The organism is Rhizobium sp. P43 (assembly GCF_056730705.1).
On the sequence record NZ_CM161539.1, the window covers coordinates 2,236,330 to 2,251,116 of the forward strand.

General features: G+C 61.9%; 19 protein-coding genes. 9 read left to right on the forward strand and 10 right to left on the reverse strand.

Annotation, left to right across the window (positions count from 1 at the left end):
- Nucleotides 1–50: 50 nt before the first annotated feature.
- Nucleotides 51–1,073 (forward strand): zinc-binding alcohol dehydrogenase family protein, encoded by a 1,023-nt coding sequence (locus AC1PUL_RS11115; protein WP_480464259.1) that lies wholly within the window; start codon nt 51–53, stop codon nt 1,071–1,073.
- Nucleotides 1,074–1,118: 45 nt separating this feature from the next.
- On the opposite strand, the gene AC1PUL_RS11120 is transcribed toward AC1PUL_RS11115, so the two are convergent.
- Nucleotides 1,119–1,592, reverse strand: a complete 474-nt coding sequence (locus AC1PUL_RS11120) for an Lrp/AsnC family transcriptional regulator (protein ID WP_480468557.1) — start codon at nt 1,590–1,592, stop codon at nt 1,119–1,121.
- A 131-nt stretch (nt 1,593–1,723) separates the two neighbouring features.
- Between AC1PUL_RS11120 and AC1PUL_RS11125 the strand changes: the two genes are divergently transcribed.
- A complete protein-coding gene (locus tag AC1PUL_RS11125) occupies nt 1,724–2,638 on the forward strand; it encodes a DMT family transporter (RefSeq protein ID WP_480464260.1) in 915 nt (304 codons plus the stop codon).
- Nucleotides 2,639–2,648: 10 nt separating this feature from the next.
- Here AC1PUL_RS11125 and AC1PUL_RS11130 read toward each other — a convergent pair whose 3' ends face one another.
- From AC1PUL_RS11130 to AC1PUL_RS11160, 7 genes are all read right to left on the reverse strand, one after another.
- On the reverse strand, nt 2,649–3,056 hold the full coding sequence (locus AC1PUL_RS11130) for a winged helix-turn-helix transcriptional regulator (protein WP_480464261.1): 408 nt from the start codon (nt 3,054–3,056) through the stop codon (nt 2,649–2,651).
- A gap of 308 nt (nt 3,057–3,364) precedes the next feature.
- Nucleotides 3,365–3,979, reverse strand: a complete 615-nt coding sequence (locus AC1PUL_RS11135) for a L,D-transpeptidase (RefSeq protein WP_480464262.1) — start codon at nt 3,977–3,979, stop codon at nt 3,365–3,367.
- 154 nt (nt 3,980–4,133) lie between these two features.
- Nucleotides 4,134–4,655, reverse strand: a complete 522-nt coding sequence (locus AC1PUL_RS11140) for a GNAT family N-acetyltransferase (protein ID WP_480464263.1) — start codon at nt 4,653–4,655, stop codon at nt 4,134–4,136.
- Nucleotides 4,648–4,857: a YdeI/OmpD-associated family protein gene (locus AC1PUL_RS11145; protein ID WP_480464264.1), complete on the reverse strand. Its 210-nt coding sequence runs from the start codon at nt 4,855–4,857 to the stop codon at nt 4,648–4,650. Before AC1PUL_RS11145 ends, AC1PUL_RS11140 begins: the two co-directional genes overlap by 8 nt.
- The gene (locus AC1PUL_RS11150; protein ID WP_480464265.1) at nt 4,835–5,248 is read right to left on the reverse strand and encodes a YdeI/OmpD-associated family protein; all 414 of its coding nucleotides are present in this window, start codon (nt 5,246–5,248) and stop codon (nt 4,835–4,837) included. The genes AC1PUL_RS11145 and AC1PUL_RS11150 overlap by 23 nt, the downstream gene beginning before the upstream one ends.
- Before the next feature lie 7 nt (nt 5,249–5,255).
- Complete coding sequence (locus tag AC1PUL_RS11155; protein WP_480464266.1) at nt 5,256–6,920, reverse strand: electron transfer flavoprotein-ubiquinone oxidoreductase; 1,665 nt, start codon at nt 6,918–6,920, stop codon at nt 5,256–5,258.
- 143 nt (nt 6,921–7,063) lie between these two features.
- Nucleotides 7,064–7,684: a TetR/AcrR family transcriptional regulator gene (locus AC1PUL_RS11160; protein ID WP_480464267.1), complete on the reverse strand. Its 621-nt coding sequence runs from the start codon at nt 7,682–7,684 to the stop codon at nt 7,064–7,066.
- Nucleotides 7,685–7,893: 209 nt separating this feature from the next.
- Here AC1PUL_RS11160 and AC1PUL_RS11165 point away from each other — a divergent pair, with 209 nt between their 5' ends.
- Complete coding sequence (locus AC1PUL_RS11165; RefSeq protein WP_480464268.1) at nt 7,894–8,328, forward strand: DUF2141 domain-containing protein; 435 nt, start codon at nt 7,894–7,896, stop codon at nt 8,326–8,328.
- A complete protein-coding gene (locus AC1PUL_RS11170; RefSeq protein ID WP_480464269.1) occupies nt 8,325–9,212 on the forward strand; it encodes an SDR family NAD(P)-dependent oxidoreductase in 888 nt (295 codons plus the stop codon). The genes AC1PUL_RS11165 and AC1PUL_RS11170 overlap by 4 nt, the downstream gene beginning before the upstream one ends.
- Nucleotides 9,213–9,251: 39 nt before the next feature.
- On the opposite strand, the gene AC1PUL_RS11175 is transcribed toward AC1PUL_RS11170, so the two are convergent.
- The gene (locus AC1PUL_RS11175; protein ID WP_480464270.1) at nt 9,252–10,169 is read right to left on the reverse strand and encodes a VOC family protein; all 918 of its coding nucleotides are present in this window, start codon (nt 10,167–10,169) and stop codon (nt 9,252–9,254) included.
- Nucleotides 10,170–10,233: 64 nt separating this feature from the next.
- Nucleotides 10,234–10,659, reverse strand: a complete 426-nt coding sequence (locus AC1PUL_RS11180) for a DoxX family protein (protein ID WP_166604267.1) — start codon at nt 10,657–10,659, stop codon at nt 10,234–10,236.
- A 134-nt stretch (nt 10,660–10,793) separates the two neighbouring features.
- On the opposite strand from AC1PUL_RS11180, the gene AC1PUL_RS11185 reads away from it, so the two are divergent.
- From AC1PUL_RS11185 to AC1PUL_RS11205, 5 genes are all read left to right on the forward strand, one after another.
- Complete coding sequence (locus tag AC1PUL_RS11185) at nt 10,794–11,690, forward strand: LysR family transcriptional regulator (RefSeq protein WP_480464271.1); 897 nt, start codon at nt 10,794–10,796, stop codon at nt 11,688–11,690.
- A gap of 93 nt (nt 11,691–11,783) precedes the next feature.
- The gene (locus AC1PUL_RS11190; RefSeq protein WP_480464272.1) at nt 11,784–12,569 is read left to right on the forward strand and encodes an SDR family oxidoreductase; all 786 of its coding nucleotides are present in this window, start codon (nt 11,784–11,786) and stop codon (nt 12,567–12,569) included.
- Between the two features lie 135 nt (nt 12,570–12,704).
- The gene (locus AC1PUL_RS11195) at nt 12,705–12,935 is read left to right on the forward strand and encodes a hypothetical protein (RefSeq protein ID WP_480464273.1); all 231 of its coding nucleotides are present in this window, start codon (nt 12,705–12,707) and stop codon (nt 12,933–12,935) included.
- Between the two features lie 114 nt (nt 12,936–13,049).
- Entirely contained in the window at nt 13,050–13,247 is a 198-nt protein-coding gene (locus tag AC1PUL_RS11200; protein WP_480464274.1) for a hypothetical protein, read from the forward strand.
- A 136-nt stretch (nt 13,248–13,383) separates the two neighbouring features.
- Complete coding sequence (locus AC1PUL_RS11205; protein ID WP_480464275.1) at nt 13,384–14,676, forward strand: Hsp70 family protein; 1,293 nt, start codon at nt 13,384–13,386, stop codon at nt 14,674–14,676.
- Nucleotides 14,677–14,787 lie beyond the last annotated feature (111 nt).

Below are 14,787 nucleotides of genomic sequence, written 5' to 3' on the forward strand. Positions count from 1 at the left end.
AAACTATGTCCTTAATGGACAGCGAGCAGTGGCCAGACAGGAGCTTCGTGATGCGTGCGATCGGATTTTACAGCAATCAGCCCGCCACTTCGGAGGAGGCGCTCGTCGATATCGAACTGCCCATGCCGATGGCCACAGGCCGCGACCTGCTGGTGGAGATCAAAGCGATATCCGTCAATCCGGTGGATACCAAGGTCCGGCGAAACCAGACGCCGCCAGCGGGCGAAGCTCGCATCCTCGGTTACGATGCGGCCGGCGTGGTCAAGGCCGTCGGTCCGGATGTGACGCTCTTCAAGCCCGGTGACGAAGTCTATTACGCCGGTGCGGTCAACAGACCGGGAACTAATGCCGAATACCATCTGGTGGACGAACGGATCGTCGGGCAGAAGCCGAAGACGCTCTCCTTTGCCGAGGCGGCGGCCCTGCCGCTGACGGCGATTACGGCTTACGAAGCGCTGTTCCACCGCATCAAAGTGCAGGACCCGGTCCCGGGGGCGGCACGGGCGATCCTGATTACCGGAGGTGCCGGTGGCGTCGGCTCTATCGCGATCCAGCTTGCCAAGCAACTGACCGATCTCGCGGTGGTCGCCACCGCGTCGCGGCCGGAAACGGTGCAATGGGCGAAATCGCTCGGCGCCGATCATGTCATCGACCATTCCAAGCCGCTGGCCGCAGACTATGCCGCTCTCGGCATCGGCGCACCGGGCTATATCTTCTCCGTCACCCATTCCAGCCAGCATCGTCTGGCGATGGCCGAAATCATCGCGCCTGCCGGGCGCATCTGCCTGATCGACGATTTCCCCGAGGGTTTCGACATCCTCGCCTTCAAGCCGAAGGCGGTGTCACTGCATTGGGAGATGATGTTCTCGCGGCCGGTCTTCCAGACGCCTGACATGATCGAGCAGCACAAACTGCTCACGCATGTCGCCGAGTTGATTGACGCGGGCAAGATCCGAACCACACTCGACACCGTGCTCGGCCCGATCACGGCTGCCAATCTGCGCAAGGCGCATCAGATCATCGAGAGCAACCGGGCGCGCGGCAAGATCGTGTTGGAGGATTTCCCGGCCTGAGGCCGTTCCCCGACCAACGGTGGAGCCGCAGGCCAAGCCTCGATGTTACATCCGGACGGGAAGCTTCAACGGCGCACCGGTCTTGATGCTTCTGATGGCAAAGCTTGAGCGGATGTCGGTGACATTGGGCAATACGAGAAGCTTCTCCGTCAACAAGTTCTCGTAAGCTGCAAGATTTTCCACCACGACTTCGGCAAGGAAATCGGATTCGCCGGAGATCATATAGCAGGCCACGACCTCGGATATATCGAGAAGTGCCTCATGCAGCGCATCGGCGTTCTCACGGGTATGACGCGCCACTTTGAAGGCCACGAAGACTGTCAATTCCAGGCCCAGCATGCGTCGGTCGAGATCGGCGCGATAGCCGCGGATGATGCCGGCCTCCTCCATCAAACGGATTCTCCGAAGGCAAGGCGATTGGGATAGTCCCACTCTGTCTGCGATCTCAACATTGGTGGTGCGGGCATCCTGTTGAAGGAGATCAAGGATCGCATGATCGAATTTGTCCAGTTTTGGCAACACCATGAAGCTCGCCCGTCAATATTGGCAGATAGTGCTAAACAGCTACTGTTCTGCGGTGAATTTCGCAAGGACACACCAGGCCGCTTGCCGTAAATTGGCTCCCTGGCCAAAGTTTCCCGGAGCTTCGAATGTCCGCCGTTGGCACATCTTCCTTTCAAGGCGGGCGCCAGTCGGTGCTTGGAGCACTCTCGGCCTTATCCGTCGTGTTGATCTGGGCATCCTGGCTGGTCTCGACCCGCCACAGCGTCGGTGCCGGCCTTGGGCCCCTCGACCTTAGCCTCTTGCGCTATGGCATCCCCGCGCTTGTGCTCGCACCCGTGTGGTTGCGTACCGGGTTGTTTCCCAAGGGCGCCATGGGGCCGCTCTGCCTGATGGTTCTCGGCTCCGGCGCGCCCTTTTTTCAGATCGTTGCATTCGGAATGCGGCACACACCCGCGTCGGCGGCCGGCGTCTTGTTGCCCGGCCTGATGCCGCTGGCCGTTGCCGTGATCGGCATGGCATTTCTGGGAGAGCGACCGGACAGGTGGCGGAAGGTGGGAATGATTGCCATTCTCGCTGGCGGCCTGGTCCTTTTGTTCGGCAGTTTGGGTGAACGGGGTCTCGGTTGGATCAGCTTTATCATCCTGCCTCTCGGAGCCACCCTCTGGGCCGTTTACACCCATGCCTTTCGCCGCAGTGGTCTCGATGCGTTTGAGGGTGCGGCCCTGATTTGTGTCTGGTCGACTATCCTGAACCTTGCTGCCCTTCCGTTTGTCGGGACGCAGTTCATGACCGCACCGCTGAAGGAAATCGCGCTGCAATCCGTGACACAGGGTCTGCTTTCCGGCCTGGTGGCGACCCTCCTTTATGGAGCGGCGGTTCGCTCGCTTGGAGGAACCCAGGCAGCCGCCTATACGGCGATCACACCCGTTGCTGCCGCAATCGGTGGAGGCGTTCTGCTCGCAGAACCGCTCGGTATCTCCACGCTTGCTGCGGCAATTGTCACGGGGCTTGGTGTCCTACTATCGACGGGATTGCTCTCCCGGCGACAAACATCTTCTTGATCCGCCTTGATCAAGCCGCAGAGCGCATGATGGCGGCGGCGCCAGTCGGGCGCTCGGCCGGTTCGGCCGAAGCCTCTGCCACCGCCACGAGGTTTTCCTGCCCCCAGCGGCCGATGGCCTGAAGCACGGGCTCAAGACTGCGGCCGAGCGGGGTCAACGAATAGTCGACACGCGGCGGCACGACCGGATAGACGGTGCGCGCGACGAGACCGGCGACCTCCATGTCGCGCAACTGCTTCGAGAGCATGCGATGGGTAATGGACGGGAGCCGCTTCACAAGCTCGTTGAAGCGCAGCACTTCTTCCTTGAGGAGATGGTGGAGGATCACGCCCTTCCACTTGCCATCGAGCAGCTGCAAGGTCGATTCGATCTGGCAACCTCCAAGGTCAGACAAGCCGGCATTCAATTCGCGAGCCATTCGATATCCCTTCTCAAATCTCTGACGACACCGGCGTGCGGTGTGTCCGCTCCCACTTAGTCCCGCATGCCCGGAGCGAAAAGGCTCCGACCGGGCTCAATTGGTCGACACAGCGTCAACAGGGCTGATGACGCACAACTGTGCCTTAAAGTTTCATTGCAGGGAGATTGGGGCGAAGTCTTGGAGGTGCAAGAGGGTTGGCGAAGTCGTGACTGTACGTGACAGATACCATTCACCGAGCGATCAAACGGCTGTGGCGCCCGTCACGAAACAGGCGCCACAGGAAATCACCGCGATTTTCCAAAGCATCAAGCCTGCAGCACAACCACCTTGGAGCCGACCTCGACGCGCTGGTAAAGATCGATCACATCATGGTTCATCATGCGCACGCAGCCGGATGACATGGCCTGGCCGATCGACCAGGGCTGGTTGGTGCCGTGGATACGGAACATGGTGTCGTTGCCACCCCGATAGAGATACATGGCACGGGCGCCGAGCGGGTTGTTCGGACCTCCGGGCAAGCCACCCGCGTATTTCAGGTTCCGCTCAGGATCGCGACGGATCATGTTTGCCGTCGGCGTCCAGGACGGCCATTCAGCCTTGCGACCGACATAGGCATTGCCGGCCAGGGCGAGACCGGCACGGCCGACTCCGATGCCGTAGCGCATGGCGCGACCATTGCCCATGACGTAGTAGAGGCGCCGTGCCGGTGTATCGACCACGATCGTGCCTGCTGCATGCGGCGTCTCATAGGCCACTTCCTGACGACGCAGTTCCGGCTTGATCTTTTCAAGCGGCACCTTCTTCAGCGGAAAGGGCTCGTCCGGGATATCGCCATACATGGCTTGCTGATTGGGCACGGACTGGCAGCCGGCAAGGAAGAGCGGCAGGCCGAACAGGAGACCGCGGCGGGAAATGGTCATGTTTCAGGCGTCCTCAGGATACGATTCGTTGCCGAGGAGCCTAGGAATTTATGGTTAATGACCCGTAAAAATTAACGAAGCACAATTCACTGATGCGTCGAAGCCATGACATTGGTGTGACCAGACTTTGGCGCGAGCCGTTTGTCACGACATGTCAAAGGGCGGCGGTCATGGCACAACGCCGACTTGGATCGAGCCCCTTGGCGCTTTCAGTGTGCAAGAGAGCCGCCAAACGGGACGGGCAGTCTGCAACGTCGCAAATGGCGAAGCCCATGGTTTCATAAAAACGTGCATTGAATGGAGCCAACAGATCGGTGGTTAGGCTTGCCTGCCGCATGCCCCGCGCTTGCGCCAGAATTGCAGATACCAATCGCCGGCCAATACCCTGTCTTTGATAGTCCGGATGCACATCAATCTCGCCCAGATGAAGACAAGCTTCATCCGGTACAACATAGCCACCTGCATAGCCGATCACGGCACCGTCCGGGTCGATCGCAATCAGCAGTAGATCGTCCCGCAGGTAGAGTTCAAGTTCTTCCTCTGTGCTCGCTTGCGGCTCGCCCGAGACTGCACCGGCGGCGCGCAAGGTTTCGAAGGCGGCAAGTTCGACCTCCTGGATTGCGGCGAAGTGGTGAGGCTTCGCTTTGACAATGCGAAAATGTCCGGTCTCAGCCACGACCGCCCTTCCATTGGTTGGCTCGGATATTGTCGGCGGCAAGCGTTGCGGTTTCTGCAATGCGTTTCGCCCGCGTCTCTGCCGTCCGGGCATTGAGGATCCATTCCAGAATTCCGCGGCGTGCCGACTTCGGAAAAGCCTCGAAATTGACACGTGCCGGCGGCAAGGCATCCAGTGCGTCACCGAGATCCCCCGGGATCATTAGCGCATCGACCCTTCTCGAGGGCCTGCCAGCGGCCATTGGCCTTGGCTTCATTGATCACGGCAAGGCCCTGAGGCTGCATGCGCCCGCTGCTTATCGCACGCTCCACCCGCGCCTTGTTGACCGCCGACCAGTTTGAACTGGCCCGGCGCGGCGAAAACAGCAGCATGGTGAAGTCATCATCGCGTTTGCGGGGCAGGCTGTCGATCCAGCCCCAGCAGAGCGCCTCTTCCACGGCCTCGTCGACCGTCAGCTGGCCACCTTTCGACTGCTTGCGGTAAACCAGCCAGACGCTTTCACTCGTTGCATGATGATACCGCAACCATTCGGACCATTCGGCACGGCTCAGGGCTATCACTTCCGGGAATGCCTTGTCTCCTGCGCCTGCCACTTTGCCCTCACATGTTCGGATAAACCGGTCCTTCCCCGCCTTGCGGCGGCACCCAGTTGATGTTCTGGTTCGGGTCCTTGATATCGCAGGTCTTGCAGTGAACGCAGTTCTGGGCGTTGATGACAAAGGTCTGCTCGCCGTCCTTCTCCACCCATTCATAGACGCCGGCCGGACAGTAGCGCGTCGACGGGCCGGCATAGATGCCGAGTTCGGAGCGCTTCTGCAGGTCGAGATCGGCGACCTTGAGGTGAACCGGCTGGTCTTCCTCGTGATTGGTGTTGGAGAGGAAGACCGAGGACAGGCGGTCGAAGGTCAGAACACCATCCGGCTTCGGATAGGCGATCGGTTTGTGCTGGGCCGCCGGCTCGAGCGACTGGGCGTCGGTCTTGCCATGCTTCAGCGTGCCGAAGAAGGAGAAGCCGAAAAGCTGGTTGGTCCACATGTCGATGCCACCGAGGCCAACGCCAAGCGCCGTGCCAAGCTTCGACCACAGCGGCTTGACGTTGCGAACCCGCTTCAGATCCTTGCCGATATCGGTCGAACGCCATTCGTTCTCGATCTCGATCGGCTCGTCATTGGCGCGACCGGCGGCAATGGCGTCCGCGATCTTTTCCGCTGCCAGCATGCCAGAGAGAACGGCATTGTGGCTGCCCTTGATGCGGGGAACGTTGACGAGGCCGGCGGAACAGCCGATCAACGCGCCGCCCGGGAAGGAGAGCTTCGGCACCGACTGGTAGCCGCCTTCGGTGATCGCGCGGGCACCGTAGGAGAGGCGCTTGCCGCCCTCGAAGGTGTCGCGGATCGCCGGATGGGTCTTGAAGCGCTGGAACTCCTCGAAGGGGAAGAGATAGGGGTTCTTGTAGTTGAGGTGCACGACGAAGCCGACGGCGACCATGTTGTCTTCGAGGTGATAGAGGAAGGAGCCGCCACCGGTCTTCATGCCGAGCGGCCAGCCGAAGGAGTGCTGCACGAGGCCCGGCTTGTGGTGCTCGGGCTTGACCTGCCAGAGTTCCTTGAGACCAATGCCGAACTTCTGCACGTCGCTGTCGCGGGCAAGATCGAACTTGGCGATCAGCTGCTTGGCGAGCGAGCCGCGAACGCCTTCGGAGATCAGCACATATTTGCCGAGCAGCGCCATGCCGCGGGTATAGGCCGGGCCCGGCTCGCCATTCTTCTCGATGCCCATGTCGCCGGTGGCAACGCCGATGACAGCACCCTCGTCGTTGTAAAGCACTTCGGAGGCGGCAAAGCCCGGATAGATCTCGACGCCGAGCGCTTCCGCATGGGCGCCCAGCCAACGACAGACATTGCCGAGAGAGACGATGTAGTTGCCGTGATTGTTCATCAGCGGCGGCATCAGGGCGTTCGGCAGACGGACCGAGCCTGCGGGGCCGAGGAACAGGAACTGGTCGTCGGTGACGGGCGTCTTGAACGGATGGTCGGCTTCTTCGCGCCAGCCGGGGATCAACCGGTCGATGCCGATGGGATCGACCACGGCACCGGAGAGGATGTGCGCGCCGACTTCAGCACCCTTTTCGAGCACGACGACGGTCAGATCCGGATTGACCTGTTTCAGCCGGATCGCCGCCGACAGACCTGCGGGGCCGGCGCCCACGATCACGACGTCGAATTCCATGCTTTCGCGTTCAGGCAGTTCCATCTCGGTGCTCATTCGTCATTCCTCGCCAGGCGGTGCTTTCCGCCATCCTCCTTGACAAAACCCAACCGGATTGTCGAGCCGAAGCGCGACGCGCCAAGGCGCAAATTCCGGCAGAGCGGTGTGAAGACGAAGAATATCTTACGTGCACGTAAGGGTCAATGCGACAAGTTTGGATCGGCCGAGGCGATCAAGGCGGAGAAGCCACGGATCATATGCGCATCGCTGCCCTCGATCAGGGCGGCAGGCAGATCGAGGGTGCGGATGACCGAGGAGCTTTTGATCGAGGCAAGGCCATGCAGCGAGGACCAGATGACCAAAGCATCCAGAAGCACCGCGTCGTCGCCGCGCTCCTCGCCCTTGAGTTGCGCCCTGCGCTTCAGGCCTAATACGAGAAGCGAAAAAGCATGCTTCGCCTTGGCCATCATCTCGGGAAAGGCCTCGCCATCCGGCAGCGGCGTGCCGAACATCAGCCGGTATTCGAGCGGATGCTCACGCGCATAGCGCAGATAATCCTCCGCCATATTCGCCATGTCCTGATCCGGATCCTCGGATTTCGGATGGGCATCCAGGAAGGCCGCAAAGGCGTCGAAGGCGCGCGAGACCATTTCCGCCAGAATGTGATCGCGGCTGGCAAAATGCCTGTAGGGCGCCTGATGCGACACGCCGAGCCGCCGCGCCACCTCGCGCAGGCTCAGTTTTTCCAGTCCGTCGCTGGCGATGATCGCCATGCCTTCGGCAAGACAGGCTTCGCGCAGATCGCGTTGTGTTCTGGGCATAAGGCTTCCCGCAGATTTTCGCTCGATTTCGGGCCAGACGGTCGGACCACACGGCGCCCGTTCTCAAATAGCCGCGACGCCGCAAGCTCACAATAGATGCCGGCCCAAAGCGACCGAGGTTTCGGAGGTCCTTGTAGATCACAAATGTTGACAGCGTCAACTTTTGTGATTATCGATTAAGTTGACACCGTCAACATATGGAGGCCAGCATGATCAGGATCATCCCAGCATTCTCCTTTGCAGCAAGCCTTGTCGCTCTTGCTCCTTCGGGCGCAGCGGCACAGGAGCTGACCGTGCGCGTCTCCGGGATTGCCGAGGCGCGTGGCGAAATCGGCTGTGCGCTGCATGCGAGCGGTGCGTCGTTTCCGACCGGACAGGCCGGCGCGCGCATTGTCTGGATCAAGGCCACGGCGCCTGAGACCCGATGCCGGTTCGCCGATGTCGCCGCCGGAAGCTATGCGGTTGCGATCTCCCATGATCTCAACGGCAATCGGCGCACCGACACCAATTTCTTGGGCATGCCGACCGAGGCCTGGGGTGTGTCCAACAATGCGAGGCCCAGCCTTCGCGCACCGCGTTTCGACGAAGCACGCTTTGAGACTGACGGCAGCGCCCAAACCATCACCGTGAGGATTGCCAAATGAGCGACAATGTAACCGCCATCAATCACATGACCCGCAGGCGCAGCCTGAAATACGGACCACTGGCTTTGGTGACCGGCGCTTCTGATGGAATCGGTCGAGAGTTCGCCCGCGAGTTGGCGCGGCGTGGATATGGGCTGATCATCGTCGCTCGCAGGCGCGACCGGCTGGAGGCGCTGGCGGAGGAACTGGCGAGAGCCCATGGCGTCGCGGTGGACGTAGTGCCATGCGACCTGTCGCAACCAGACCAGGTGGACGAACTGATCCGCACCACGGCGCATTACGACATCGGCCTTCTGGTGGCCGCCGCCGGCTTCGGTACCTCGGGTCCGTTTACCCGCATCCCTGTCGAGACCGAGCTCGACATGATCGACGTCAACTGCCGCGCCGTCGTGCAGATCAGCCATGCCATGGCCAAACGTTTCGTGCGCCGCGGCTCGGGCGGCATGGTGCTGATGAGCTCGCTGCTTGCCTTCCAGGGGGTGGCGCAGTCGGCCAATTATGCAGCGACCAAGGCCTTCATCCAGACCTTCGCCGAGGGCCTGCGCGCCGAGCTTCGCCCCCAGGGCATCGACGTGATCGCCTGTGCGCCCGGCCCGATCGCCAGTGGTTTTGCCACCCGGGCCAATCTCGTCATGGGCATGAGCCAGCCCGCCTCGGTGGTTGCCGCCGCGACACTGAACGCCCTTGGCCGTCGCGGCACGATCCGACCGGGCCTGCTCGCCAAGGCGCTGGAGGCCTCGTTCACCGGCATGCCGCGATGGGGCCGCACCCTCATTCTGTCGAAGATCATGGCCGGCATGGCGCGGGGGCCTTCGAGGAAGGAGGATTCCGATACGGCTTTGTCGTCGGGGAAACCTTCTTTGAACCCGGTCGACCCCATCTGAACGCCGCAGGCAAACGGGCTTCGACGCCTCCTGCTGTGACTAAGTCTGTCGTCGGGCGAGGCGCAGACGAACGGTTGCCCCGGTCGGATCGCGGAACGCAATATCATTGGCGGACAGCACAGCGTCGGGATGACTGGCGAGCCCCTGATAAGAGGCGTCATCGGAGATCACGAATTCGTAGGCCAGAAGGCGTGCCATGTCTGCGGGTGCCGGCGTCACCCTCGGGCCCTGCCAGGTGTTGAAGGCCAGCCGATGGGTATAGGCAGCACCGGCACCCAGGTCGGCGAAACCGAGATGCGGCAGCACGAGATTGCGGACAAAGCCGAGCTGCTCGAAAAAGGCGATCGGGGCTGAAAGCTCCGGAACGCGCAGATGAAGATGTGCGATCCGCGCAGCGTCGTCGATGCGCCGCTCAACCGGGCGACCATCGAGATGCGCGAGTTCCTGCTCAAGATCAAGCCGCTCCCGGCCGCTATGCGGGCGGCCTTCCCGATCGTAGAGCCCGAAACCGCGCGCAAAATCGCCAAAGCGGCCAAAGCGCTCCGGTGTTTCATAGGCAATCTCGATGCCGAGACCATCCGGATCGTCAAAATAGATCGCCTTGGACATCAGATGGTCGACGGGGGAAATCGGCAGGCGGAGCACCATGAGATGGGCGAGCAGCCGGGAGAATTCGACCTGATCGCGGACGCCGATTGCGATGTGATACAGACCGGCATGAGCGGGTGTTGCCGCCCTCTGCGCACCACTGTGGAATACCAGAAGGATCTCGCTCTCCGTCCCGAGATGCACGGCGCATTTGGTGCGGGCATGGATCTTGAGACCGAGGGTGCGGGTCCAGAAGGCGATGGTGCGGTCGAGATCGGTGACGACGAATTCGGCGAGGGCGTATCGCAGGCGTTCGGGTTCTCCGACCGCGGCAAGGGCCTCGGCCAGCGCCAGCGCGGCGGTGGTCATCTTGGCATCCTCATGGAAAAGACAAGACAGCGGCCCGCATATGCGGACCGCCGCCTGGGAGCTGTCAGCGAGCCGAGATCGGCGCCTTGCGGGTGCGGCCCCAGAAGACGAAGATGGCAACGGCGAGCACGACGAAGTTGAACGGGGTGAGCGCTGCCTCTCCACGGGTGAAGTGGAACAGGATCGCCAGAACCTGGATCGCGCTGAAGCCGAGGGCTGCGAGCGGGGTCAGGCCGGGCTGAATGCGTGTCAGCGCCGGGAGAATGATGCCGAGAACGCCGGCAAGCTCGGCAAAGCCGATGCCGCGAACGAACCAGAGCGGATATTCCTGCGCCCAGACGAGACCCATGCCGACGAGCTGTTCGGGCGTCATGAGCAGCTTCATATAGGCTGCGAAGGCGAAGAAGGCGGCAAGCAGGGCCTGGGCAACCCAGAGGCCGATGGTCCAGCCCCGGGCGGGGGCGAGTGTTTGAAGGCTGGTGGTGTTCATGTCTCTCTCCTTGATCTCTGGGGTCTGGTGTCTGGGGGCACTGATCCAGACCCGGTGAGAAGAGATCTATACTTTTCCCCTCAGATGATCATGATTGCCAATATTGATCCAGAATTTCTCCTGAGTTGATGATCATGGACACCTTGACCAGTCTTCGCGTCTTCCTCTCCGTCGCGGATCTGCGCAGCTTCACGGCAGCGGCGGAGCGGCTCGACCTCTCGCCGGCCATGGCCAGCAAACATCTGCAGCACCTGGAGCAGCGGGTCGGTTCGCGCCTGCTGAACCGCACCAGCCGCAATGTCAGCCTGACCGAATCGGGCGCCCTCTATCGTGAAACGGTGCGGGCGCTGATCGAGGGACTGGATGATGTCGAGGCGCGCATCGCCCAGACGACGGTCACCCCGCGCGGCACTTTGAAAGTCAGCCTGCCGATCTGGATGGCCAACGGGGCCTTTGCCCGGCTGCTCGCCGCCTATCGCGAGCGGTTTCCCGAAGTCCAGCTCGACATCGATGTCAGCGGCCGGATCGTCAATCTCGTCGAGGAGGGATTTGATCTTGCGCTGCGTGTCACCCCCAAACCGGAGGAAGGGCTGATCCTCAAGAAGCTGCAAAACGTGCTCTTCGTGCTGGTTGCCGCACCCGCCTTCCTGCAGCGCAACGGCCGCCCGGCCGCCATCTCGGACCTCAACGACAGCCCCCTCCTCGCCTATTCTCCGGTCGCGGGGGACGGGCGCGTGACGCTTGGCAATGCGGACAAATCCACCCCTGTACAGTTCCGCACGGTACTGAAAAGCCCGAACGAGACGCTGCTCCTCCTCGCCGCGCGAGAGGGCATGGGCTATACCGTCATGCCCCGCTGGCTGGTCAATGACGATCTGTCCGCCGGGCGGCTGGAGCGCGTCCTTGCCGACGACGTGGCGGTAACGGTCCCCTTTTTCGCCGTCTATCCGAACCGTGGCTATATGCCGGCCAAGACCCGCAGCTTTCTCGACTTCATCGCCGCCGAGCTTGCGAAACTGGAATTTACGTGAGGGCCAGCCCTTCGCTCATTGTCGGGGTTCCGATCCGCCAGCCGCATCGGTAGACTGGTTGCACGCACATCATATCACGAAAGGATTTTCCCCATGGATCTCGGTATTTCCGGCAAACGCGCCCTCGTGCTCGCCGCCTCGCGCGGCCTCGGGTTTGGCATCGCAAAGGCGCTGGCGGCGGAGGGCTGCCATGTGCTGATCTGCGGGCGCACTGAAGAGAGACTGAAGGCCAATGTCGAGGCGATCCGCTCGGTCGGCGGCAAGGCGGATTACGTCGTGGCCGATCTCGCCGACGCGCATTTCGTAGATCAGATGCTGGCAGCCGTCCATCACACGCTCGGCGGCATCGATATCCTCGTCAACAATACCGGCGGTCCGACGCCCGGCATGGCGGAGGAGATGGATGCGGATAAGCTCTACACCTTCTTCCAGTCGATGGTGGTCCGCGTCATCACGCTCACCAATGCGCTTGTGCCGCTGATGAAGACGCAGGGCTTTGGCCGCGTGCTGACAGTCGCCTCTTCGGGCGTCTTCGAACCGATCCCGAACCTTGCGCTCTCCAACACGCTGCGCGGTGCCCTTGTCGGCTGGAACAAGACGCTGTCTTCCGAGCTCGCCTCCTATGGCGTCACCGCCAACATGATCCTGCCCGGACGTATCCATACCGACCGGATCGACGAGCTCGATGGTGCCAATGCCAAAAAGCAAGGCAAGAGCCTCGAAGAGGTGCGCGCCGCATCGGTAAAATCCATCCCCGCCCAGCGGCTCGGACGCGTCGAAGAATTCGCCGCCGCTGCCGCCTTTCTCTGCTCGGCCCAGGCCAGCTACATCACCGGCACCATGCTGCGTGTCGATGGCGGGGCGGCGAAATCGATCTAAGGTCGAACTCAGGCGCCAGCCTGCGCGCCAAACGTAAGTTCCGCTTCGCTAAATTTCGAATGATTGATTGAACAGCTTGGCAAGGTCTGGGGACTATTCAAAGACCAGTTTCACTGGGAGATGAGAGTTCCCGCCATGACGGAAGCCGGACATGAAGACCGGACGCTTCTCGACTTTCTTGCACCATTGTTCATGGTGGAAGACGAGCCGGAGACGCCCAAACCACTTCCCACCAAGGCGCGCTCTGCTGTGCAGGGCGCGATCATCGGGCAGTTGTTGTCGCGATTTGCCGAAGACGAAGAGCCTGAACCGCTCGACATTGATGCGCCCCTCGCCGTTCTCTCGCGCGCCTATCTGGATGTCTGAGACGCGGGTCGGCGTCAGAATAGAACCAACTCGGGCGACATCGCGCCAGGCGCTTGATCCGAGATAAAAGTGGGTTCACGGTCCCTCTCCGTATCACAATCCAGGAGAATGCCGATGCCGCCTGTCCGTATCGCCCTGCAAGTGCTGTTCGCACTCTGCGTTCTCATCGGCTTTATCTGGATGGGTCAGGGCTCGGGTCACTTTCCCTATCCCGCCTCCAGCTTCATGATCGACCAGACGCCGTGGATCTTCTATGGCGCAGCCCTTGCTGCTGTCGGGCTCTTCGGACTGTTTCGCCTGCGCCGTCGCTGACGATCCCGCCGCCATTTCCACCCTTGCCCTTGTCAGCCCCCTGTGGCATCAGGCGCGCTCTTTGACGCGTTGGCCTTGCCGACCTGCCGGCCAGCCGGCCTCCACAGACAACCAACAGAACTAGGGAGCGATGGCCATGGCTGAAGCGCTTGGGCTCGATTTCGGCACGACCAATACCGTCATCGCCGTCGCGGAAAGCGGAGATGAAACCCGCTCGGTTGCCTATACATCGTCGGCCGGCACCTCGGACAGCATGCGCACGGCGCTGTCCTTCCTCAAGGATCGCCAGCTCGGCGCGGGTGCCCTGAAGGTCGAGGCAGGCCAGGCCGCGATCCGCACCTTTATCGACAATCCCGGCGATTGCCGCTTCCTGCAGTCGATCAAGACCTTCGCGGCCTCCGCCCTCTTCCAGGGCACGCTGGTGCATGCCCGCCGCTTCCAGTTCGAAGACCTGATGGAGGTCTTCCTCAAGCGGCTGCAGGCCTATGCCGGTGATGGCTGGCCGGGCGAGGCAAAGCGCCTCGTCGCCGGTCGCCCGGTGCATTTTGCCGGCGCCAGCCCCGATCCTGATCTCGCCGTCACCCGCTACAACGAGGCGCTGACGCGGCTTGGCTTTCCCGAGATCCACTATGTCTATGAGCCGGTCGCTGCCGCCTTCTACTTCGCCCGCACGCTGAAGCGGGACGCAACCGTGCTGGTCGCCGACTTCGGCGGCGGTACCACCGACTTTTCGCTGATCCGCTTTTCGACCGAGGCCGGCAGGCTGAGTGCAACACCGATCGGTCATTCGGGTGTCGGCATCGCCGGCGACCAGTTCGATGCGCGCATCATCGACCAGCTCGTCGCCCCCGAGATCGGAAAGGGCAGCCAGTTCAAGAGTTTCGGCAAGCTGCTCGACGTGCCGAGCAACTACTATCTCGCCTTTTCGCGCTGGAACCAGCTCTCGGTCTTCAAAACCTTGAAGGAATTCACCGACCTCAAGTCGCTCGTCCGCCAGGCGGAAGAGCCGGAAAAGCTGGAATTGTTAATTGACCTGATCGACCATGATGAAGGCTACCCGCTCTACCAGGCCGTCTCCGCCACCAAGATGGCGCTGTCCTCAGCAGAGGAAGCCGAGTTCCGCTTCGCCCCCCTCGGCAAGGCCGGCGAAAAGCGCGTCACCCGCCGCGACTTCGAAAGCTGGATCGCCGAGGATCTTGTCCGCATGGAAGAGGCGCTCGACGAGGTGCTGGCGACGAGCAACACGGAAGCCGCCAGCATCGACAAGGTCTTCCTCACCGGCGGCACCTCCTTCGTGCCCGCCGTGCGCGACATTTTCCACCGCCGCTTCGACGTGTCGCGCATCGAAACCGGCGGCGAACTGGTCTCGATCGCCCATGGTCTCGCGCTGATCGGCGAGCGGGATGATATTGCGCAGTGGGTGGCGTGACCCCCCCCCGTGAGGCGGAGGGCGGAGCGAAGCTCCGGGCTGGGGTGATCCGACGAAGACGTCACACACAAAAGTGCCCCTCACCCTACCCTCTCCCCGTAGGCGGGGAGA